Source organism: Mesorhizobium sp. PAMC28654 (assembly GCF_020616515.1).
GTDB lineage: Bacteria > Pseudomonadota > Alphaproteobacteria > Rhizobiales > Rhizobiaceae > Mesorhizobium.
In genome coordinates this window covers 5,878,786-5,900,021 of record NZ_CP085135.1, presented here as the reverse complement: position 1 = coordinate 5,900,021, position 21,236 = coordinate 5,878,786, and the positions used below count along the sequence as shown (strand labels likewise).

Here is a 21,236-nt window from a genome sequence, read left to right as displayed (position 1 = left end):
AGCGCTTGCAGTTGTGAAAAATTTCCCGTAGTCTCCTTTCATATAAAGAAGAAATTTTATGTCATTTTTCTCTTTTATGAAAGTTTTGGCCTTTGCGGGAACATCTCGATCAGACTGACCGGCGGCTGGTCAAGCTGCTGTCCCAAGACGCGCAACTCGGCGTCAACCGGCTTGCCGAGAAGATGGCGATATCGGTGCCAACGGTGCGCTCGCGGCTGCGCAACCTGATCGACCGCAACCTGCTGAAAATCGTCGGGCTGCTGAACCTGACCGAGCGCCCCGAACTGATCTCGGCCATCGTCGGCATCAACGCACAGGGACGTGGCCAGGCGCGGCAATTGGCGGAGCGCATAGCCGAATTGCCTTTCGTCAACTCGGCCTCAGTGGTCACCGGGCGCTTCGACATCATCGTCGACGTCACCGTGGCCGGCGATGTCGCCGACCTCTACCGCATCACCAGCGAACTGATCCCCGGCGCCGGTGTGCCCGGCGAGGTGGTGCGCAGCGAGACCTTCGTCGTCATGGCCTCCTGCAACAAATGGGTGAGCCTGCCGGAAGGCTGCTGGTCGGACGAAACGCCGGCGCGCAAGGAAATGCCATGAAGATCGCGGTTCTCGGCGGGCTCGGCCTGCAAGGACGGGCGGCGATCGCCGATCTCGTCGCCAGCGACGGCGTCGAGGAAGTCGTCTGCGTCGACACAGCCCCGGACGGAGCGGCCCGGCTTGCTGGCCTGACCGATCTTTCTCGCGTGCGTTTCGTCGTGCCGGAGGGCGCCATCGCCTCGGTGCTCGGCAATGTGCTGGATGACGTCGACGCCGCCATCGACCTGTTGCCCCAGCCGCTGATGCGCGACGCGGTGCAAGCGGCGATCGCAACCCGCACGCCGCTGGTCACCACCAATTACGGCAAGGCCATCGCCGACCTCGGCGCGGCAGCGGAACAGGCCGGCGTTTCGATCATGACCGAATGCGGGCTCGACCCCGGCATCGACCTCGTGCTCTACGCGCGGGCCGCCCGCCAGTTCGACGCGATCACCGCCATCGATTCCTATTGCGGTGGCATTCCCGAGCCGAAGGCTATGGCCAAGCCGCTCTGCTACAAGGTGAGCTGGAACTTCGACATGGTCCTGGTCAGCCAGAACCGCGACAGCGTCATGATCGAGGACGGTGAGCGCGTCGCGGTACCGGCTGGCCGCCAGCACGACAATTCTTTCATCCACGAGATCGAGGTCGAGGGTCTGGGCACTCTGGAAGCCTTCCCCAATGGCGATGCGCTGCATTACGTCGAGATGCTGGCCGCCGCCAAGGGTCTGCGCCGCTCCGGCCGCTACACGCTGCGCTGGCCGGGCTGGTCGGCGTTCTGGGCGCCGCTCAAGGAACTCGGCTTCCTCTCCGAAGACAAGGTTTCCGGCATCGGCGCCAGCCCGCGCGAATTCCTCGGCCGGTTGCTCGGGCCGCAACTGCAATATGGCCCCGGCGAGAAAGACCTGTGCGTGATGCGCAACGTCTTTTCCGGCACGCAAGGCGGCCGCGCCAAGACGGTGACATCGGACCTGATCATCGAGCGCGACCTAGCCTCGGGCCTGTTCGGCATGAGCCTCGGCGTCGGCTATCCCGCCAGCATCGTGGCGCAGATGCTGGCGCACCGCGAGATCGCAACGCCCGGCCTGCTCAACCCGCTGCTGCATGTGCCCGACGAACCCTTCTTCGACGCGCTGGCCAGGCGCGGCATCAAGGTCACCGAGACGGTGGCCTGGAACTGAGGAGCCTGATTTTCGAACGGTGGCCGCCGCCGGCAACGGGGCTGCCGCTCAAAAAAGAGCCCAAGGAAATCGCGGGCAAAACAACAACAGGGAGGAATACCAAATGAAGACTGCCAGACTTTTCATCGCCGGACTTGCGCTCGCCGGCCTCACCGCCGCTGCCAGCGCCGGAACGCTCGACGAGATCACCAAGCGCGGCGAATTGCGCGTCGCCGTGCAGACGCAGGGACCGCCCTTCTCGCTGGTCGGCGCCAATGGCGAACGCACCGGCAGTTCGGTTGAACTGGCCGAATTGATGGCCAAGGAAATGGGCGTCAAGATCACCTTCCTCGACTTCGACTGGGACGGCCTGATCCCGGCGCTGTTGTCGGGCAAGGCCGACCTGCTGGTCGCCGACATGACGCCGACGCTCGCGCGCGGCATGAAGGTCGCCTTCACCACGCCCTACATGTATACGGGCAGCACTGTCTTCACCAAGGCCGACAGCAAGTTCAAGACCACGCAGGACTGCAAGGCCAAGGGCACCAAGATCGCCGTGCTGCTGGGCGCCACCGGCGAGAAGGAAGCCAAGGCCGCCTTCCCCGATGCCGACATCAAGAGCTACAAGGGCGGCGGTCCGCTGCTGCTCGACGCCGTCAACAACGGCCAGGCCGATTGCGGTGTCAACGACGTCTCGGCGGTCAAGGGCCAGTCGACAGCCTATCCGGCCGGCAGCTTCACCATCATGCCGGAGCTGTTGTCGAAGGAGCCGCTTGCCTTCGCCACGCGCTATGACGAGCCGGACCTGCTGGTCTGGATGAACCTGTTCCTCAACCAGGTCACCATCGACGGCCGCCTGCAGAAGAACCTCGACTACTGGGTCAATTCCGACGCCTGGAAGAAAGACCACTGATGCATGTCGCCCAAAAGTGCGTAGCGGTTTTGGGACAACGACTTGCATGAAAACAGAGGTTAAGCAGCGATAGATCCCGGCGGTTTCGCGTGCGCCTTGGCGCCGCGAAGCCGCCTGGAATCCACTTCGAAAGCCGCTTCGTCAGTCGCTTCCTGTGGGGAGTCCACCCAACGATGCTCGAAAATTTCAGCTTCCGCACCATCATCGAATATCTGCCCCTGTTCGGGCAGGGCCTGGTCACGACCGTGTGGCTGTCGGCGCTGTCCTTTGTCGGCGCGCTGGTCGTCGGCATCGTGCTGTGCGCCATGAACCTGCAGCGCGGCTGGCTGTTTCGCGCGCCGGCCAAGGCCTATATCGACGCCGTGCGCGCCACGCCCTTGCTGGCGCAGCTCTATTTCCTCTATTTCGGCCTGCCACGCCTCGGCTTCGTCCTGCCCGAGCTCGTCGTCGGCATCGTCGCTTTGTCGCTCAACAGCGGCGCCTACATCGCCGAAATCATTCGCGCCGGCATCCTGTCGATCCCGCGTGGCCAGGTCGAAGCCAGCGTCGCCTCAGGCATGACTTATGTCCAGCGCATGCGCCTGGTCGTCCTGCCGCAGGCCTTCAAGGTGACGATCCCGCCGCTGCTCGGCCAGGCCATCGTGCTGGTCAAGGATTCGGCGTTGCTGTCGCTGATCTCGGTCGCCGAACTGACGCGCGCCGGGCAGTTGCTGGCGTCTGACCGCTTCATGCCGGCGGAAGGTTTCCTCACCATCGCCGCCTTCTATCTCCTTCTCTACTACTGCCTGAAGGGACTGGCTGGCCTGTCCACCCGCTGGCTCGGCTCGGCGGGGGCGCGCGCATGATCTGGCAACAGTTGCAAAGCCTCGCCGGCAGCTATCCGCTTGCACTGCGCGGCCTCGGCATGACCGTGGTGCTGTCACTGATCAGCCTGGTGCTGGGCACGGCTCTCGGCTTTGGCCTCGGCATCTTGCGCACCGGCGGCAACCGGATGATCAGCATGGTGATCGGCGCCTGGGTCGACCTGATCCGCGGAACGCCGTTCCTGGTGCAGATCTTCCTGATCTTCTTCATCCTGCCGGAATTCGGCATCGAACTCGATGCCTTCACCGCCGGCATCATCGCGCTGACCAACCTTGCCGCCTGCTTCATCTGCGAGATCGTCGCCGCCGGCATCCGCTCGGTGCCCACCGGCCAGGTCGAGGCAGCGCTGGCGTCCGGCCTGTCGCGCTGGCAGCGCATGCGCCAGGTGGTGCTGCCGCAGGCCATGCGCATCGTGCTGCCGCCGCTGGTCGGGCAATATGTGCTGCTGATCAAGGACTCTTCGGTCGTCTCGGCCATTGGGCTCACCGACCTCACCCGCGTCGGCTGGCTGGTGGTGCAGCGCGTGCCCAACGGCTTGCTCGTCTTCTTCCTCGTCGGCGTCGGCTATTTCATCGTCTGCTATCCGCTGATCATGCTGGCGCGCCGGCTGGAGCGCCGCATGGGCGCGGCGCATGGCGAGGTGCAATTGTGACATCGAACCCCAAAGGGCCAGAAAGCATGACCAAAACCGGCATGATCGACTTTCGCGGCGTCAACAAATGGTTCGGCGCGCTCAACGTCCTGAAGGACATCACGCTCAGCGTCGAGCCGCGCGAAGTGGTCGTCGTCTGTGGCCCGAGCGGCTCGGGCAAGAGCACGCTGATCCGCTGCATCAACGGGCTGGAGACGATCCGCGACGGCGATCTCACCGTCGACGGCCAGCGCCTTGGCGATCCCGCCACCAACATGACGCTGCTGCGCACCGAGATCGGCTTCGTCTTCCAGTCGTTCAACCTCTATCCGCACAAGACGGCGCTTGAGAACGTGACGCTAGCGCCGATCCATGTCCGCAAGATACCGCGTGCCGAGGCCGAGCAGGCGGGACGCGAATTGCTGGCCAAGGTCGGCCTCGCCGACAAGGTCAACGCCTACCCGGCGCAACTCTCCGGCGGCCAGCAGCAGCGCGTGGCGATCGCGCGGTGCCTGGGCATGCGGCCCAAGATCATGCTGTTCGACGAGCCGACCTCGGCGCTCGACCCCGAGATGATTTCCGAAGTGCTCGACGTCATGGTCGCGGTCGCCGAGGAAGGCATGACCATGATGGTGGTGACGCACGAGATGGGCTTTGCCCGCAAGGTCGCCCAACGCGTGGTGTTCATGGACGCCGGCGCCATCGTCGAGAGCGGCACGCCGGAAGAATTCTTCTCGCACCCGAATACCGACCGCAGCCGCGCCTTCCTGAGCAAGATCCTGCGGCATTGAGAGATGCTGTGCAGAGCAGTTCGCTTCGGACAAATGACAGTGAGCAACTTGTCTGGAGGCGAACTCATTGTCGAGGTCAGCGCCGCCCCTCATTGCCCTGCCAGGCATTTCTCCCCGTATAGTGACGGGGAGAAAAACGCTGGCCGCAACGTTGGCGCCTCTTTGTAACGCTGGCGATAGGCGAAAGCAGCGATGACACGGCATCTTCTCCCCGTTCACGGGGAGAAGATGCCGGCAGGCAGATGAAGGGCAGCGCCGACCCCCGGTGAGGTGCGAATTCAAACCTGAGGCGACGGCCCAAGAGTCGTCAGTTCAGCTTCCCCCTCGGCACCGGGGGCAAGCAGATCACCCCACCCGCTTGCTCCCGGCATCGACAACCACCTCGCCATCCTCCTTGGCGAATGCGCCGATCTCCGGATTGGCCAGGATATCCAGCACCTTCTCCGACGGCCGGGCCAACACGACACCGAGCGGGCTCGCCACGATCGGCCGGTTGATCAGGATCGGATGCGCCAGCATGAAGTCGAGGATCTCGTCGTCGGACCATTTCGGGTCGGCAAGGCCGAGTTCCGCATAAGGCGTGCCCTTCTCGCGCAGCAGGTCGCGTGGCGCCATCCTCATTGCCGCGATCAGTTCGACCAGCCTTTCGCGCGACGGCGGCGTCTTCAGATATTCGATCACCTCCGGCTCCTCGCCCGATTGCCTGATCATCGCCAGCGTGTTGCGCGAGGTGCCGCAGGCCGGATTGTGATAGATGGTGACGGTCATGGCGCGGCCCTTTCCCTGGACATGGTGGTTTTGACGGCGGCGCCCTGCTCGTACCAGCCCCGGCTGCGGTTGACGATCCACACCACCGACAGCATCACCGGAACCTCGATGAGGACACCGACCACGGTGGCAAGTGCCGCGCCCGAATTCAGCCCGAACAGCGCGATCGCGGCGGCCACCGCCAGCTCGAAGAAGTTCGACGCGCCGATCAGCGCCGATGGCCCGGCCACGCAGTGCCGCTCGCCGGAAATGCGATTGAGCAGGTAGGCAAGGCCGGAATTGAAATAGACCTGGATCAGGATCGGCACCGCCAGCAGCGCGATCACCAGCGGCTGCGCGATGATCTGCTCGCCCTGGAAACCGAACAAAAGCACCAGCGTCGCCAGCAGAGCAAACAGCGACAAGGGCTGCATGGCGGCCAGCAGCGCGTCGAGCGCCGCCTGTCCCCTCGCCGCCAGCAGCCGGGCGCGAACCAGTTGCGCGACGATCACCGGCAGGACGATGTAGAGAGCCACCGACAGAACCAGCGTGCCCCACGGCACGGTGATGGCCGACAGGCCGAGCAGCAGGCCGACGATGGGCGCGAAGGCAACGATCATGATCGCGTCGTTGAGCGCCACTTGCGACAAGGTGAAGTTCGGTTCGCCCCGCGTCAGGTTCGACCACACGAAGACCATCGCCGTGCAAGGCGCGGCGGCAAGGATGATCAGCCCGGCAATGTAGGAATCGACCTGTGTGGCGGGCAGCCAGGGCCGGAACAACCATCCGACGAACAGCCAGCCCAGCAGCGCCATGGAGAACGGCTTCACCGCCCAGTTTATGAACAGCGTCACGCCGATGCCGCGCCAGTAGGTGCCGACCCCAGCCAGCGAGGCGAAATCGACGCGCAGCAGCATCGGCACGATCATCAGCCAGATCAGCACCGCGACGGGGATGTTGACCCCCGCGATCTCGGCCGAAGCGATGGCGCCGAACACGCCGGGCAGCAGATGGCCGAGCGCCACGCCGGCGACGATGCACAGCGCCACCCATAGCGTCAGGTATTTCTCGACGAAGCCGATGCCGGGCCGCGCCGCTTCGTTCACGTTCAGAGCGTGATCGGTCATGATGGCTTTCCCTGCTCTTCGCGGCTTAGCACTTGCAAGTGACGGCATCGATGACCGGACGGCAGAGCTCCGGCGCGCCGTTGCAGCAGTCTTCCATCAGGTAGGCCAGGAGGTCGCGAAAGCCGGTCATGTCAGCGACATAGCGCACAATCCTGCCGTCGCGTTCGGGCCGGATCAGCCCGGCATGAACGAGTACCTTGAGATGCGCCGACATGGTGTTCTGCACCGTGTCCAGCCTTGTCGCGATCTCGCCCGCCGGAATGCCCGGCGGCCCGGCGCGGACGAGCAACCGGAAGACATCCAGCCGCGTCTCCTGCCCCAATGCGGCCAGTCCGTTTAATGTACTCTTCTTATCCATATATCCGAATCCTTGGATTTATAGATATCTTGATATCGCCTTTGTAGCGACCTGTAAAGCTCATTTCAAAGCGTCACGACCTGTCCGGCGTTGTTCCGCCGCTCTGCATCGGCACGGCTCACCTTGCATGGACGTGTCCAAGGTTCCCCAAACGGTGGGCATGCAACGGCCCCACGGTCCGGACCCGCCCGCGCGCTAATCAAGACGAAGGTTTTTGGGTGGTAGCCTGAAAGATTGTCTGGGCAGGCCTACCATGCCGCCACGTCGCCGGGGGAGACGGACAGCAGTCAGGAGGGACGTGCGTGCCAAAGACTGTATTGCGTCAGCCCGGGTACTATGCCGAGACCGAGAACCCCGACCGGCTGGTCGCGATGATCGCAAGGCTCGAAGCTGAATTCCGCGAGCGCGTGAACGCGGAACAGGACTGGAGCGCCGAACGCGGCCTTTTGCGGGCGATGATCGACCATGTGCCGGACTATCTGTTCGCCAAGGACCTTGAGTCCCGCTTTCTGGTCGTGAACAAGGCGGTTGCCGATATCCATGGCTGCGCACGGCTCGATGAGATGATCGGCAAGACCGACTTTGACCTCCACACACCGGAGCTGGCCGCGAAATTCTTCGAGATCGAGTAGACCATCATCCGCTCCGGGCAACCGATGATCGACATGGAAGAAGTCGTCGTCGACAAGTCCGGCGCGAAAAAATGGCTCTCGACATCGAAAGTGGCCTTGCACAACGAGCAGAATGAAATCATCGGCCTTGTCGGCATTTCCCGCGACGTGACCACGCGCAAGCAAGCCGATATGCTGCGCGAGGAACAGGCAATCGTGCTGGAAATGATTGCCATGAATGCTCCGCTCGGCGAAATCCTCGATCGCCTCGTGCATCTGATGGAAGCGCAATTGGAAGGCGTGCTGGGCTCGATCCTGCTGCTGGACGAGACCGGCCACCTCAGGCAAGGCGCGGCGCCAAGCCTGCCTGCGGCCTATTCGAAGGCGATCGACGGCATTGCCATTGGTCCGGACGTCGGCTCCTGCGGCACCGCCGCCTATAGGCGAGAATCCGTCATCGTCGCCGATATCGCTGACCATCCCCTATGGAAGGACTACCGGGACCTGGCGGCGCGGCACGGGTTGCGCTCCTGCTGGTCGGCTCCGATCCTGTCGCACCAGGGCGCCGTCCTCGGCACCTTTGCGATGTATTCGGCACGGGTGCGCGAGCCGAGCCCGGTCGAAACGCGGCTGACCGAGATGACGACCCGCATCGCGGCAATCGCCATCGAACGCAAACGCGCCGAAGAGCAGATCAGCTTCCTGGCCCACCATGACGCGCTGACGGGCCTGCCCAACCGCAGCCTGCTCAAGGACCGGCTGACCCAGGCGATGTTGCAGACCCAGCGCCACAATCCCTGGGTGTCGGTGGTGTTCGTCGATCTCGACAATTTCAAGACGGTCAATGACAGCCTGGGGCATACCGCTGGCGACGCGCTTCTCAAGGTCATCGCGCGCCGGATGGTTGATTGCGTGAAGCCAACCGACACCGTGGTGCGGTTGGGAGGAGACGAATTCGTCATCCTGCTTGTCGACCAGCTCGAAAGCCCCGATGCTGTCTCGGCAATACTGGAAAGGATCCGTGTGGCCATCACCAGGCCCGTCCCCATCGAGGGCCAGGTTTTCCACATTACCTGCAGCATGGGGGTCGCGACCTTTCCCAATGACGGGCTGGACGCGGAGACGCTGCTCAGGAACGCGGATGCCGCGATGTACAAGGCCAAGGATGCCGGCCGCGACGGCTTCCAGTTCTATACATCCGAAATGAACACCACGGCCCATGAAAGGCTGGCGCTCCAGGAGGCGATGCGCAACGGCATTGCGCGCTCCGAATTCTATTTGCTCTACCAGCCCCAGGTCGACCTGCAATCGGGGCGCTTGTTCGCGGTCGAGGCGCTGGTGCGCTGGCAACACCCGGTGCTGGGCGTGATCTCTCCGGCGCAGTTCATTCCGCTTGCCGAGGAAACGGGGCTGATTGTGCCGCTCGGCGATTGGGTCTTGCGTGAGGCCTGCCGGCAGAACAAGGCATGGCAGGATGCGGGACTGCCCCCCATCAACATTTCGGTCAATGTTTCGGCGCGTCAGTTCCACGACAGGAGCTGGATCAGTCGCGTCAAGCGTGCGCTGAGCGAAAGTGGCCTGGAGGCAAGGTATCTCGAGCTGGAGCTGACCGAAAGCCTGCTCATGCGGGACGTCGACCAGGCAATCGCGACGATGAAGGAACTGCAGGCCATGGGCGTCCATTTCGCCATCGACGATTTCGGCACCGGCTATTCGAGCCTCAGTTCATTGAAGAACCTGCCGGTGGCGCGACTCAAGATCGACCAGTCGTTCATCCGCAACCTTGCCAATGACGAGAACGACAAAGGCATTGCCGCCGCGGTCATCTCGCTTGGACAAAGGCTGAATATGCGGGTCATCGCGGAGGGCGTGGAGACCGACGAACAGCTTGCCTTCCTGCGCGACAACCACTGCGACGAAATTCAAGGCTACCACTTCAGCAGGCCGATCAAGCCAGCAGCGATGGAGAAGCTGCTCAAGCTCCCGCCTTCGAGGCAACCAGCTGCCTGAACGACCTTCCCGGCGTTGTCCGGATCAGGTCCACCCTCAACGCGCGGCTGGATGGCCAATTCGCGTCGGCGAGAGCCAGATCGGGAAACGCGTAGCAACGTCTACAGCCGCGCGAACGGAACGAGCATCGGCACCCGTTTGGCGTAGGCATCATAGGCGCCCTCGCCCAGTTGCCGGCGCAGCCACGCCTCTTCCAGCCGGGCTTTCGTCACCATGCCGGCCAGCATGACCAGGCCACCGATGACACCAGGCAGCGTGCCGTTCATCAGCACCGAGGCGAGAATGGCCGCCAGCAGTCCTGTGTAGATGGGATGGCGCACCAGGCCGTAGGGACCGGTGTCGACGATGTGATGATCAGGCTTGAGCGTCACCGCGCTCGACCAAAGGCGGCCAAGATGCACCCGCGCCCACCAGCAGAAGGCAAAGCCCGCGAGGGCCAGCAGGTCGACCAGCCAGCCTTCGAGGACGCTGAGCCGCCACAGGCGCGGCAGCCAGGCGATGCGGTAGGGATAAACAAGCAGGCAAAACCCGACGACAAGGCTGACCCGGTAGAGCAGCACCAAGCGGCCGCCTTCGACCCGCGCCGGCGTGCTCGACCAGCGCGCGGCGATGAGCCATGAGACCACCCAGGCGAGCCACAGCGCCGCCAGGACAATACCCGGTTTGAAAGCCATCCGCCAAATCTCCCGCTCATCCCCGTCAGGAATCCCAAGGGGTATAAGGCCGAACCGGCACGGCCGCCCTGCACATTCTCGTCAGCGGAAGGCAGTGGTCCCTGTCCTCACGGCAGCGACAACCGGGGATAGCTCTGATCGACGGCGCCCTTCCTGCGGGCGACACGGCATAGCTGTTCATACATGATCGTCGCCGCGTTCAGCGCGGTAATCCCGGCCACGTCGTAGGGAGGAGATACCTCCACGACATCGCAGCCGACTATATCAAGGTCGTCGAGCGCCCGCAGGACACGCAGCAGCTTGAGCGGCGTCAGGCCGCCGGCGACAGGCGTTCCCGTTCCCGGCGCATAGGCCGGATCGAGACAGTCGATATCCATCGTCAGGTAGCAGGGGCCCTCACCCACAACCCGCCGGATGATCGCCGCGATGCCTTCGGGCGTGGCGTCGTCACAGGCAACGTTGTCGAGGATGGCGATGCCCAAGGGGTCATCGACCCATGTGCGGATGCCGACCTGGATTGACCTCGCAGGGTCGATGATGCCCGTCTCCACGGCTGTGCGGAACATCGTGCCGTGATCCATGGCCAACTCGCCGGGAGCAGCCTTGGGGTCCTGCCAGGTGTCGGGGTGCGCGTCGAACTGGATCAGGGCCAGCTTTCCATGACGCGCCGCCGTCGCCTTCAGCAAGGGGAAGGAGATGAAATGATCTCCACCAAGGCCGAACAGAGTTGCTCCCGTTTCCATCGCTTGCGCCGCCGCGGCTTCGATGGTTCCGGGGATTGAGCGGGAGTCGCCATAGTGGAGATAGACGTCTCCAAGATCGACGGCCCTGACATGTTGAAGCGGGTCGAACCCACCGGGATAGGCCGGCAGTTCGGCAAGTTGCCCCGAGGCGCCACGGATGGCGCCCGGCCCCAGTCTCGCTCCCGGCCGGTTGGATGTGGCCAGATCGAACGGAATGCCAAGGAAGGCGACGTCCGCGCCTTCAGCACTTGCCGCATGGGGAATGCGAAGAAATGTTCGCGCCGTGGTGAAAGTCTGCTCGGACGCAATGATCGATGATGATGTGACAGCGGACAACGGGACACCTCTCAGGTGTCGTCCGGCCGACACCGGTGATGAGTGCCAGACAGGCTGCCTCCGTTTCTCGGCGGTGCAGAAATGATCGAGAGCAGGCGGTCTGTCAATCTAGGCTTTGCCGTCAGCCCTGGCTTCGCTGATGTCGCAGGTCCGGCCAATCAAGCCGCGCCGCCAACATCTCAGTATTCGAGCCATTGGAACGCCGGATGGTCGCCCGGCATCAGTTGATTCAAGATGTCCGGCATGATCGCCATCCCGTTGAAACCGTTGGTGAAGACAACGACGGCGGAACGATCCCTGAGTGATCCGGTCACAAATGCCTTGAACCTGTCATTGTCGCCCCAATGGAAAAATGTGCCGCCGTCGGGTTCCAGCCCCCAGCCCAGGCCCCATGCGATATGCTGGTCGCCAGCGGGTTCATCGTCCGAGAGACATTGGACGCAGCGTTGCAGGACTCTGATCTGCGGCGAAAGCCATAGTTTCGCGGTTTCGGGCTTGAGGCGCGCGCCGGACAGGACCGCCTGCAGGAAACGAGCGTAATCGGCCGCCGTCGTGTGCAGCGTGGAAGCGCTTCTGGCCTTTGACGGCCGCTGCTTGTTGCCGGGCACAAGCTCGGCGTCATGCGGAACCGCATAGTCCGCTTCAAAATCCGCGCGCCAGACATAGCTCGATCGCCGCATGTCCAGCGGATCGAAGACCAGGCGCGACATGACGTCGTCCAGGGGCTGGCCGGTGATTACCTCGACCACGCGCTGCAGCCAGACAAATCCCTCGCCCGAATAGCTGAAGCGTTCGCCCGGCGGGAAATAGGTCTTCAGAGGCGTCGCGCCGCCGCGCCAGTTGGGCAGGCCGGATGACTGGCTGAGAACATTGCGCACGGTGATCGAGGCCGCGCGCGGATCGTCCTCCACATAGTCTGGAACATAACGCGACAGCGGGTCGTCCAGCGACAGCTGCCCGGCATCCACAAGCTGCAGCACGGCATAGGCAAAGACCGGCTTGGACAATGACGCCGCCTCGAAGATCGTGCTGGCATCGACCGGAGCGCCGGTTGACGCATCGCGCACGCCCTGCGCGCTCGCCTTGACGATCTTGCCGTCGCGCAGGATGGCGAAGGAGAGTCCCGGCACGCCGCCCTCCTTCAGAAACAACTCAAGACTCCCATCGGGTCCGATCGAGCACAGCCAGAAGCAAATCGATACCGCCCCAACCCAAAGCAAACGCATCCAGAGCCACCTGCCCGCAGCGACTTCGCCAACCGTAGCAGATCAAGCCCGCGATGCCCGTAAATTTCGAGGCTCCCGCGATCAGATCATTTTGATCGCCGCGCATTTCCTTGGCTGGCTTCGGACATGGCGGACGCTGGCAGGCTGGTCGGCCGGCAGGTTTGGATTCCGAGCCACCCTGATGAAGCGACCTTACGCGGCCTTCCTGACCTCGATGGTCAGATGCGACAGCGAGCGGAAGCGCGCCAGCCGGGCGCGGTAATAGTCCTCGCCGCGCCGCGTCGGCGTGACCACGGAGACGATGGCGCCGAGATGCCCCGGCCCCAGCCGCCACAGATGCAGGTCGGCAAGCTCGTCGCCTTCGCTCTCGATGGTCTGGCGCACATTGTCGGCCATGCCACGGTCCGGGTTCATGTCGAGCAGCACGGCGCTGGTGTCGCGGATCAGCCCGAGCGCCCAACTGGCGATGACCACCGCGCCGATGATGCCGGCCAGCGGATCCATCCACAGCCAGCCGAAGGCGCGCGCCAGAATGAGCCCGACGATGACCAGCACCGAGACGGCGGCGTCGGCGATGACATGAACCACGGCCGCGCGCATGTTGTTGTCGCGGGCGGCCTTGCCGTGCGCGTGCTCATGCTCCTCGAAGACGACCGCATGAGTCTGGCCGTTGATCGTGACATTGGCCTCGAAGGCATGCGGTTCGGGAATCTCCGCGATGGATTGCAGGCCATCGCCAAGGTCTCCGAAGGCGAAGGTCTGCCGCGCCCCATCCGGCCGCACGGTTTCGATCGAGACGTCGGAAGCCGTGAGCGGAGAGCCGGATTGCGCGCGCAGCCGGAAGCGCGGCGGCACGCCGTCCTCGAACACCTCCAGCACGACGTCGCCATCGGCCGTGGCAATGATGCGCGTTTCGTCATGCCCATGCTCGTTGGCATGGCTGTGCCCGTGGCTGTGGCCATGCCCGTGACTGTGGCCGTGATGGTCGCCGCCGCTGAGCAGCCAGGCACTGGCAATGTTGACGGCAAGGCCAAGGCAGGCGACGGGAATAGCCTCGGCGAAATGAATGGGCACGGGGGCATAAAGGCGCGAGACGGATTCGTAGCCGATCAGCAGGGCGATCATCGCCAGGATGATGGCGCTGGTGAAGCCGGCAAGGTCGCCGAGCTTGCCGGTGCCGAAGGTGAAGCGAGGGTCGGCGGCATGCCGGCGCGCATAAGTATAGGCAAGTGCCGCAAGCAGCAGCGCACCCGCATGCGTGCTCATATGCAGCCCATCGGCGACAAGCGCGATCGAGCCGAACAAGAGGCCGCCGACGATCTCGGCCACCATCATGGCCGCGCAGAGCCAGATCACCGCCCAGGTCTTGCGCTCGCTCTTCTGGTGTTCCTCACCCAGGAACATATGGCTGTGGACGGCGGCTGCAATCATGGCGGAACTCACTTCACATAGGTGCGGATGACATCGAGCAACTCGTCGACCGCTTCGGTATCGAGCGCGCCGGGAAATCGCTCGGAATCGACGAGATGCGTGCGCACATGATCCTCGATCACTTCGCCCATCAGCCCGGTCATCGCGCCGCGCGCGCCGGCAATGAGATGCATGACCGCCTCGCAGCCGGCCTCGCTGTCGAGCGCCCGCTCGATGGCCTCGACCTGGCCCTTGATGCGGCGCACGCGCGCCAGGAGCTTTTGCTTTTCACGGATCGTGTGCGTCATGCCGCTCCATTTAGCATACCCCCCTATCCTATACAAGGTCGCATCCATCTCCGCGATCGGCGCCAAGGGGCAGGCCTGACTGCATCCGGCAAACGCTTTACCCGCGCCGGTATTGGTGCAAGAGTTTGGCCGGGGTTGGGGACAGTGCGGAACCGCGCATCGAGCTTGTTTGGTGCGGAATTCTGTCACGAGCCCTCGGTGGGTTGAGCGCGGTGGAAGCCGGTGGCGCCAGTTTTGGCCTGACGGCCGATCCACGCCGCGCCGGGCGGCCGCTCCTAAGGGCGGGTTATATTGGCATGGACTATTTCGAAGGGCGGTCGCTCACGCATGACTGGGCTTCCTTTCACCTGGAAGTCTGGGAAAGCCTGCTTCGCGACAAGGTCCACTCCGCCGCCCAGGTGCTGGAAGTAGGCTCGTTCGAGGGCCGCTCGGCGCTGTTCTTCCTGCAATTTCTGCCAAGGTCGCGCATAATCTGCGTCGATACGTTCGAAGGCGGCATCGAACATGTCACCGCGGTCGGAACACGCAGCCGACATGGCCGACGTCGAGGCCCGGTTCGACCACAACATGAAACCGTTCGCCGCACGGGTCGACAAGCGCAAGGGCGCCTCGATCGATGTCCTGCCGCAACTGCGCACCGAGGAACGCCTGTTCGATATCGTCTATATCGACGGCGATCACCGTGCCGCCTCGGTCTTTGCCGACGCAAGACTGTGCTGGCCCTTGCTTGACCATGCCGGCGTCATGATCCTGGATGACTATCGCTGGAAGCTGGACTATCCGGTTACCGAGCGTCCGGCCGCGGGCATCGACGCCTTCCTCCAAGAGATCAACGGCGACTTCGACCTGCTGCACAAGGGCGAGCAGGTCATCATCAGCAAGAAGCTGCCGGCGGCAGCCTCGGGCATCACGCTGGGAGGCCGCGGCATAGACGAGCTTGCCGGCGGCGGCCTCGTTGCTCCCCTCGTCAGCTTCGTCGTCATCGCCTGGAACTACGGCCGCTATGTCGGGGCGACGATCGATTCCATCCGCAAGCAGGATTATCCGCACTTCGAATGCATCGTCATCGACAATGGCTCGACGGATGACAGCGCCGAAGTCATCGCCAGGCACATCGGTGACGACAGCCGGTTCCGGCTCGAAACCTTGCCCGCGAACCATGGCCAACTTGGCGCCGCGCTATGGGCGCTGGACAAGATCAAAGGTGGGTTCGTCAGTTTCATCGATGCCGACGACGTGCTTTTCGAGAACTACGCCTCGACGCATATCCAGGTGCATATGGCACTGCCCAAAAGTGTCGCCTTCACCTCTGCCAATGTCGCGGAAATGGATGCCGACGGCAACGCGCTGTCGTCCTCCTATCTGCATCACAAGCTCGAGCGAAAGGACGCCGTGCGGGGATTGCGCCCGGCGCAAACCGTGCTTCGGCTGCCGACCATTTCGGCCTCGGCCTACAGGTTCCTGGCCGACAACACGGCGAGCATTCCAAGATGGCAGCAAGGGTGGCTTTGGGCGCCGGGCACAGCGAACATGTTCCGCGCTTCGGTGCTGCGTCTGGTCATGCTGGGTGACGGCAGCAAACCCTGCCTGCAGACGGCCGACGGCTACTTCAACGTCATCAGCCACGCATTTGCCGGCAGCGCTCTCGTCAATGTGCCGCTATCGGGATACCGGCTGCATGCGAGCAACTATTTCGCGGTTGGCGAGAGCATCGACGGCATCCGGGCCGGAACGGCGGCTTTTGCAAAAAAATCCCATGACTTCACCTATGAGAGTATCGATCTCCTGCTGAGGGAATGTGAGCGCTACGCTTGGGTCATTGGAGCCGACTTCTGGTCGGTTCTGGATCAGGTCACCCGTCAGGATTGGGAGAGGTTGCGTCCCTATTTCGCCGATGAGCGCGGCTTCCGGCTCTTCATGCACCATGCGCCCAAACTGGTGGCCGTATTCGGCCGCCGGGTGTTTCGCCGCCAGGTGGTGGCGCGTTTTTCGGGACGTCAGGCCAGGGCGATCCTGCGCGCCGGTCTCGGTCGCCTGACGCTGTGGGATCACTGGAAGATAATCTCCGGCCGCCATCGCATTCGAAGATCGAAGCGAAAATAACGGACAAACGTCCAAAAGTAGCTTCGTCATCATCAACGACAACTGGACAGGCTTCGGCTGGAATATCTCGGCACCAACCTCAACCAGATGGAGGCCAAACCGGTAACATTGTGACGTTCGCCGTGCCGGCGATCGTTCCTGCAATGTCGGATACGCTCATCGACGGCGTGGAGCGCGCCATCACCAGCCTTCGGCCAACTCCAGCGGCGGGGACAGTGGTGGCGGGGAAGGCATTTTTGCGCGTCCTAGGGGCGATTGTCAGGACGCGTTTCTGGCACGTCACCGTTGGGATTTGGCGAGGGGTCATCTCTGGTATCGCGGACCGGATTGTCCCTGGGGTCTGCCCTCGGTGGTTTCGGTATCGGCTTGTCGCCTTTTGCTGGCGGCGCGGTTTTCGGCTTGCTGGGATCAGGCATGGCGACCTCCTTATCCAACTCAACCATTCGGTTTGACTGAAGGTTCCAATGCTCGTGCGCCTCACGCCACGGCAGCGATTTGAAATCGGCATCAGCCTGTATGAGCCGGCGTTGCGCACAGGCTGCATCGAGGCGATCGACGAAATCCGCTCGAACATTGTGCTCCGCCGTGTCGTCAAGCGTTTGGAGCGCGGTGATGGCGCCATTGAGCGCGCCATCCCCAGCCTTGGCCAACGCCAGCATTGGGAACCGTGGTGGCGTCGGAGGCTTTCGTGGCGGTTAGTCGCTTTCGACGGTGACGTTGATGAAGTCCCGATAAATCTCGACGTGGATCAGGGGTGTGCCATCCAGAATCGCACGCCTGGCAGCGTTCGTGAAAGTGCCGCTGTTCAGCATGCGCTCCAGCCTTGCGCGGTTGTCCTTGTCGGTAAAGAACGAGTCTCCCTCGTCCTCGTCTTCCCCCTTGCCGTAGACATAGAGGTTGGCGCGATCCTGACGAATAATGGCGGCTGCGCTGGTCAATCGCTCGCCTGACGAGTTGAAATGGTCGGCCGCGCTCAGGCGCGCCGTGTAGCTTTCGATGGGGGCAGCAAATGCAGCGGTCGAAACAGCAAAAAAGATAGCGGCGGTCAAATAGAGCGGTTTCATGATTCCATCCCAAAGTCCAAAACCGATCATCTAGACGGCCGTTGAGGGGATGTCGACTACAAGGGATTGCAAGCATTCATGCTCCAGCGCATTCCCCCGGCAGCGATTTGAAATCCTTATCGGTCAGCGTGAGCCGCGGCTTCGGCAGGCTTTTCTTGAAGCCATTGATGACATCCGGTCGAACATCGCGCCCCGTCCTGTCGTCGAGCGACTGAAGCGCGGCGACATTATCGGCGCCGTTGAGCGCGTCATCACGTGCCGCCGGCCAACGCCAGTAACGGGAACCGTGGTGGCCTATGTCGCTTTCATTGCTCGCTAAATCTGGCGGGCATTGGAATACCTGTTTGCATCCGAAGCACGCCCGTTGCCCAGGAGCGCATCTCCGGTGAAGCATCGCCCGACTTCAGTATTGATACGGCCAATGAAAACATATCTTCGGGCGGCTTTTGATTAGCGGCCATGTAGGCAAAATATCCGACAACGATCGCACATCCTATCGATATGATCGGCGAAGCGAATAGCATCGTCACTTGGACAATTGATCCGCTGCGTTGAAGCAGGTTGGGCTTTGGGATCTCTTCCTCATCAATGATATCAGTCATTCCACTCCCCTGCGCAGAACACCAATGCAGGAACAGTGGGTTACATTAGTTAAGATGCGGATAAGGCCATTTCGGCGGGCGGAGGGACAGGAACCGATGCTTAAGCGCCTATCACCTCGCGAGCATTCGAACAGCTCGTCTTGATCTATGATCCTTTGCTGAGCACGGCCTGCATCGAGGCAATCGACGACATCCGGTCGAACATTGTGCTCCGGTTTCGACGTCCGCAATGTAGACGTCGAGTGGTGGCTCAGGGATCATTCCTCTTGCAGATCGGCGCCCCTACCGCTGCACCGAGACGATCAGGATCATCGGCCGTTCCTTCTCGACATCGAGTTCCGGCTGTTTCCTGATCTGCTCTTCGGTCGGCCGCCATTCCACGACACGATCGATGCGGAAGCCGGTGTCGATCAGCGTGTTCAGCGTCGTGCCGATGGTGCGGTGGTGTTTGATCACGCCCTTGGCCAGCCAGTCGGTGCGGCGCTCGCCTTCCACCGAATAGCTGTCGATCGGCCAGGTCTGGCGCCCGGTCTCGTCCAGAGCCCAGCCCGGATTGGTCGGCGCCATGTAGATCGGATGCTCGATGGTGAAGACGAAACGGCCGCCGGGCACCAGCGCGTCATGAACGACCCGCATCAGCCGGGCGAAATCCTCGACATAGTGGAAGGTCAGCGAACTGTAGGCGAAATCGAAACTGCCTGCCGGCAGCACCAGCGTGTCGAGATCGGCGATGGCGTAGGACACGGCCGGATTGTCCGTCTCCTTGCGCGCCCGCGCCAGCATGTTTTCGGAGAGGTCGAGGCCAACCACGCTCTTTGCGCCCTGCCCCGCCGCCCAGCGGCAGAACCAGCCGAAGCCGCAGCCGAGATCGACGACCCGCTTGCCCGCGAGTTCCGGCAAGAGCGCCGTGATCGCCGGCCATTCGGCCGCGCCGTCCAGCCCGTAGAGCGAGCGTGGCAACCGCCCGTAGCCCTCGTAGAAATCAGCCTGATCGTAGATGTTCTGTGCCATTGTCTTCATCCTGTTGTTTGGCGGATGGACGAGGCGCTAACGCCAAAAACCTCGTCCGTTACCGGCGAGGTTGCAAGCGCTGCTTTATTCCTGTGCGGGCCTGGTCCGAACCGGGATCATGCCCCAAAGCCAGCGCGCCTGCATCCCGCCTGTTGGGATGCCGGCCGCCGGGCAACGATGTGGGTGTCGTGTTCGCGCATGGGTGGAAAAAACAACAGAATGGGCGGGTCGTCAACGATGACGGAACTCAAACCTGTGAGCCACAAAGGCCGCCAAACCTCACGGCGATTTGGCCGACATGCGCAAGGCGGCATTGGCACCACGGTATTCGACGAAGTTCTTGGGGCAGTCGCTGACGGCGAGCCGGTAAAGCGGCAGCGCTGCGTCGCCATGCCCTTGCAGCCTGTTGAGTTCAGCGGTGTAGAAATTCACTTCGCACAGATTGTCGCGCTTCTTGGATGGATTCGGATCGTCGGCGGCCGCTAGCGTCTCGACCGGCGTCGTCTCGCCAAGCAGCATCCGGATCACCGGCGCCGGCCATTTCGTCATGTCGAGCTTCGCGGTCGTTTCCCGCAAATGGCCGGCCGAACCATTGTGTCGTTCGGCCAAATCCAGCCAGATCGCGAAATAAGCATTGTCGGGCACCAGTGACGCGGCTTTTGCAAGATCGGCTTGCGCCTGTTCGGAAGGGCCTGGAAAGAAGCGTGCAATGCCCCGATCCTCATAGGCCTGAGCATGCTTCGGATTGAGCGCGATCGCCTTGTCGTAATCGGCGATGGCGCGATCATATTCGCCCTTCTCGTACAGAGCGGAGCCCCGTCCGGTGTAGGCAGCCGCGCTTGTTGGATCGAGCTCGATCACACGTTCGAATTCCGCGATGGCGTGTTCATCGTCGCCCTTGATGATCCAGGCGAGACCTCGGTTCAGGTACGCGATGATGTATTTCGGATCGACTTCTACCGCTTTGTCATAGTTTGCTAGAGCAGAATCTGATCATTCCGGCTCATATCCTGTTGCGGCGAAGTAGTTGGCGCACTCGGTTGGTGTGAAGCAAGGCAGTGCGGCGCTGATGGTATCCCACAATTCCGCGACGGTTCGTGCGGCGGCTTTGCGTAGAATCGATTTCAGCTTGGAAAAGGCGTTCTCGATCGGGTTGAAGTCGGGGGAATAGGGCGGGAGGAACATCATCCTTGCGCCGGTTGCTTCGATCGCCACACGGGCGGCTGCGCTTTTGTGCGCCGGCAGGTTGTCGAGGATCACGACATCGTCGGGCCGCAGCGTCGGCACGAGAACCTGCTCGACATAGGCGACAAACCATTCGCCAGTCATCGGGCCGTCCAGGACCATTGGCGCGGTCATGCCAGTGAGGCGCAGGGCGCCGGTGAACGTCGTCGTCTTCCAATGGCCATGCGGGATTGGCGATCGGCACCGCATCCCGCGCTTCGTGCGCCCCCGCAGTCGAGCCATCTTTGTCGAGGCTCCGGTCTCGTCGATGAAGACCAGATGCTCGGGATCAAGATCGGGCTGGGCGTCGAACCAGGCGTTTCGTCGCGCCGCCACGTCTGGCCGCTCCTGCTCGCTGGCGTGCGCCGTTTTTTTTGAAGGTCATGGAGTGACGATCGAGAAACCGCCAGATCGTGCTCGTCGCAAACGACGCGCCATGCTCCTGTCGCAGCAACTCGGCGAGTTCGACCAGCGTGATGTCCACCCGCCTCTCGATCGCCGCCAGGATGATGTCGCGATACGCTTCAACGCGGTGGGACCGCCTGTCGCCGCCCTGCGGCTTTGCGCAGGTGGCTCCGGTCTCGCGCCATTCCCGGACCCAACGCACCGAGCTTGCCGCCGCCACGCCAAATCGCGCCGCTGCCGCCCGTCGCGACAGGCCGCCATCAACCGCTGCGACCACCCGAGCCCGCAAATCTTCCGATAAGGATTTCGCCATGCCATGCCGGCCTCCGAATCCAGC

At 62.8% G+C, this 21,236-nt stretch carries 21 protein-coding genes and 2 pseudogenes; 9 read left to right on the top strand and 14 right to left on the bottom strand.

Annotation, left to right across the window (positions count from 1 at the left end):
• Window positions 1-92 precede the first annotated feature (92 nt).
• From LGH82_RS29075 to LGH82_RS29050, 6 genes are all read left to right on the top strand, one after another.
• Window positions 93-602: an Lrp/AsnC family transcriptional regulator gene (locus LGH82_RS29075; protein ID WP_227345979.1), complete on the top strand. Its 510-nt coding sequence runs from the start codon at window positions 93-95 to the stop codon at window positions 600-602.
• Window positions 599-1,762 carry a saccharopine dehydrogenase family protein gene (locus LGH82_RS29070; protein ID WP_227345978.1) on the top strand — a complete coding sequence of 388 codons (1,164 nt, stop codon included), beginning with the start codon at window positions 599-601 and terminating at the stop codon, window positions 1,760-1,762. The genes LGH82_RS29075 and LGH82_RS29070 overlap by 4 nt, the downstream gene beginning before the upstream one ends.
• Before the next feature lie 103 nt (window positions 1,763-1,865).
• On the top strand, window positions 1,866-2,654 hold the full coding sequence (locus LGH82_RS29065; RefSeq protein WP_227345977.1) for an ABC transporter substrate-binding protein: 789 nt from the start codon (window positions 1,866-1,868) through the stop codon (window positions 2,652-2,654).
• A gap of 173 nt (window positions 2,655-2,827) precedes the next feature.
• Window positions 2,828-3,499 carry an amino acid ABC transporter permease gene (locus LGH82_RS29060; protein WP_227345976.1) on the top strand — a complete coding sequence of 224 codons (672 nt, stop codon included), beginning with the start codon at window positions 2,828-2,830 and terminating at the stop codon, window positions 3,497-3,499.
• The gene (locus tag LGH82_RS29055; protein ID WP_227345975.1) at window positions 3,496-4,170 is read left to right on the top strand and encodes an amino acid ABC transporter permease; all 675 of its coding nucleotides are present in this window, start codon (window positions 3,496-3,498) and stop codon (window positions 4,168-4,170) included. The genes LGH82_RS29060 and LGH82_RS29055 overlap by 4 nt, the downstream gene beginning before the upstream one ends.
• 26 nt (window positions 4,171-4,196) lie before the next feature.
• Window positions 4,197-4,940, top strand: coding sequence for an amino acid ABC transporter ATP-binding protein (locus LGH82_RS29050; RefSeq protein ID WP_319799901.1), 744 nt, complete (start codon window positions 4,197-4,199; stop codon window positions 4,938-4,940).
• A gap of 345 nt (window positions 4,941-5,285) precedes the next feature.
• Here the strand turns inward: LGH82_RS29050 and arsC are convergent, their stop codons facing one another.
• The 3 genes from arsC to LGH82_RS29035 are packed head-to-tail and all read right to left on the bottom strand — an operon-like array spanning window position 5,286 to window position 7,172.
• The gene (arsC, locus tag LGH82_RS29045; RefSeq protein ID WP_227345974.1) at window positions 5,286-5,708 is read right to left on the bottom strand and encodes an arsenate reductase (glutaredoxin); all 423 of its coding nucleotides are present in this window, start codon (window positions 5,706-5,708) and stop codon (window positions 5,286-5,288) included.
• Complete coding sequence (gene arsB, locus LGH82_RS29040; protein ID WP_413771401.1) at window positions 5,705-6,814, bottom strand: ACR3 family arsenite efflux transporter; 1,110 nt, start codon at window positions 6,812-6,814, stop codon at window positions 5,705-5,707. The genes arsC and arsB overlap by 4 nt, the downstream gene beginning before the upstream one ends.
• 25 nt (window positions 6,815-6,839) lie before the next feature.
• Window positions 6,840-7,172 (bottom strand): ArsR/SmtB family transcription factor, encoded by a 333-nt coding sequence (locus LGH82_RS29035; RefSeq protein ID WP_227345973.1) that lies wholly within the window; start codon window positions 7,170-7,172, stop codon window positions 6,840-6,842.
• A 371-nt stretch (window positions 7,173-7,543) separates the two neighbouring features.
• On the opposite strand from LGH82_RS29035, the pseudogene LGH82_RS29030 reads away from it, so the two are divergent.
• Both LGH82_RS29030 and LGH82_RS29025 read left to right on the top strand, forming a co-directional pair.
• Window positions 7,544-7,960, top strand: a pseudogene (locus tag LGH82_RS29030) (PAS domain-containing protein); the annotation flags it as partial.
• A gap of 15 nt (window positions 7,961-7,975) precedes the next feature.
• Window positions 7,976-9,793 (top strand): putative bifunctional diguanylate cyclase/phosphodiesterase, encoded by a 1,818-nt coding sequence (locus LGH82_RS29025; protein ID WP_319799955.1) that lies wholly within the window; start codon window positions 7,976-7,978, stop codon window positions 9,791-9,793.
• Between the two features lie 101 nt (window positions 9,794-9,894).
• Here the strand turns inward: LGH82_RS29025 and LGH82_RS29020 are convergent, their stop codons facing one another.
• The 5 genes from LGH82_RS29020 to LGH82_RS29000 all read right to left on the bottom strand — a co-directional run bounded on the left by LGH82_RS29020 (window position 9,895) and on the right by LGH82_RS29000 (window position 14,490).
• Complete coding sequence (locus tag LGH82_RS29020) at window positions 9,895-10,467, bottom strand: methyltransferase family protein (protein WP_227345972.1); 573 nt, start codon at window positions 10,465-10,467, stop codon at window positions 9,895-9,897.
• Between the two features lie 107 nt (window positions 10,468-10,574).
• Window positions 10,575-11,546, bottom strand: a complete 972-nt coding sequence (gene speB / locus LGH82_RS29015; RefSeq protein ID WP_227345971.1) for an agmatinase — start codon at window positions 11,544-11,546, stop codon at window positions 10,575-10,577.
• A 179-nt stretch (window positions 11,547-11,725) separates the two neighbouring features.
• Window positions 11,726-12,772, bottom strand: a complete 1,047-nt coding sequence (locus LGH82_RS29010) for a serine hydrolase domain-containing protein (protein ID WP_227345970.1) — start codon at window positions 12,770-12,772, stop codon at window positions 11,726-11,728.
• Between the two features lie 192 nt (window positions 12,773-12,964).
• Complete coding sequence (dmeF, locus tag LGH82_RS29005; RefSeq protein WP_413771400.1) at window positions 12,965-14,203, bottom strand: CDF family Co(II)/Ni(II) efflux transporter DmeF; 1,239 nt, start codon at window positions 14,201-14,203, stop codon at window positions 12,965-12,967.
• Window positions 14,204-14,211: 8 nt separating this feature from the next.
• Entirely contained in the window at window positions 14,212-14,490 is a 279-nt protein-coding gene (locus LGH82_RS29000; protein WP_227345969.1) for a metal/formaldehyde-sensitive transcriptional repressor, read from the bottom strand.
• A 504-nt stretch (window positions 14,491-14,994) separates the two neighbouring features.
• Between LGH82_RS29000 and LGH82_RS28995 the strand changes: the two genes are divergently transcribed.
• The gene (locus tag LGH82_RS28995) at window positions 14,995-16,593 is read left to right on the top strand and encodes a glycosyltransferase (protein WP_227345968.1); all 1,599 of its coding nucleotides are present in this window, start codon (window positions 14,995-14,997) and stop codon (window positions 16,591-16,593) included.
• A 245-nt stretch (window positions 16,594-16,838) separates the two neighbouring features.
• Here the strand turns inward: LGH82_RS28995 and LGH82_RS28990 are convergent, their stop codons facing one another.
• The 6 genes and pseudogenes from LGH82_RS28990 to LGH82_RS28965 all read right to left on the bottom strand — a co-directional run bounded on the left by LGH82_RS28990 (window position 16,839) and on the right by LGH82_RS28965 (window position 21,212).
• Window positions 16,839-17,252 carry a hypothetical protein gene (locus LGH82_RS28990; protein WP_227345967.1) on the bottom strand — a complete coding sequence of 138 codons (414 nt, stop codon included), beginning with the start codon at window positions 17,250-17,252 and terminating at the stop codon, window positions 16,839-16,841.
• Window positions 17,253-17,288: 36 nt separating this feature from the next.
• Window positions 17,289-17,657 (bottom strand): hypothetical protein, encoded by a 369-nt coding sequence (locus LGH82_RS28985; RefSeq protein WP_227345966.1) that lies wholly within the window; start codon window positions 17,655-17,657, stop codon window positions 17,289-17,291.
• A 305-nt stretch (window positions 17,658-17,962) separates the two neighbouring features.
• Entirely contained in the window at window positions 17,963-18,259 is a 297-nt protein-coding gene (locus LGH82_RS28980) for a hypothetical protein (RefSeq protein WP_227345965.1), read from the bottom strand.
• A gap of 282 nt (window positions 18,260-18,541) precedes the next feature.
• Window positions 18,542-19,270: a class I SAM-dependent methyltransferase gene (locus LGH82_RS28975; RefSeq protein ID WP_227345964.1), complete on the bottom strand. Its 729-nt coding sequence runs from the start codon at window positions 19,268-19,270 to the stop codon at window positions 18,542-18,544.
• Window positions 19,271-19,549: 279 nt separating this feature from the next.
• Window positions 19,550-20,248 (bottom strand): annotated as a pseudogene (locus LGH82_RS28970) (tetratricopeptide repeat protein); the annotation flags it as partial.
• 15 nt (window positions 20,249-20,263) lie between these two features.
• Window positions 20,264-21,212, bottom strand: a protein-coding gene (locus LGH82_RS28965) for an IS630 family transposase (RefSeq protein ID WP_227343924.1) whose coding sequence is annotated in 2 segments (ribosomal slippage) — window positions 20,264-20,870 and window positions 20,869-21,212 — 951 coding nt in all. Because the reading frame shifts where the segments join, the coding sequence is not laid out codon by codon here.
• Window positions 21,213-21,236: the final 24 nt, after the last annotated feature.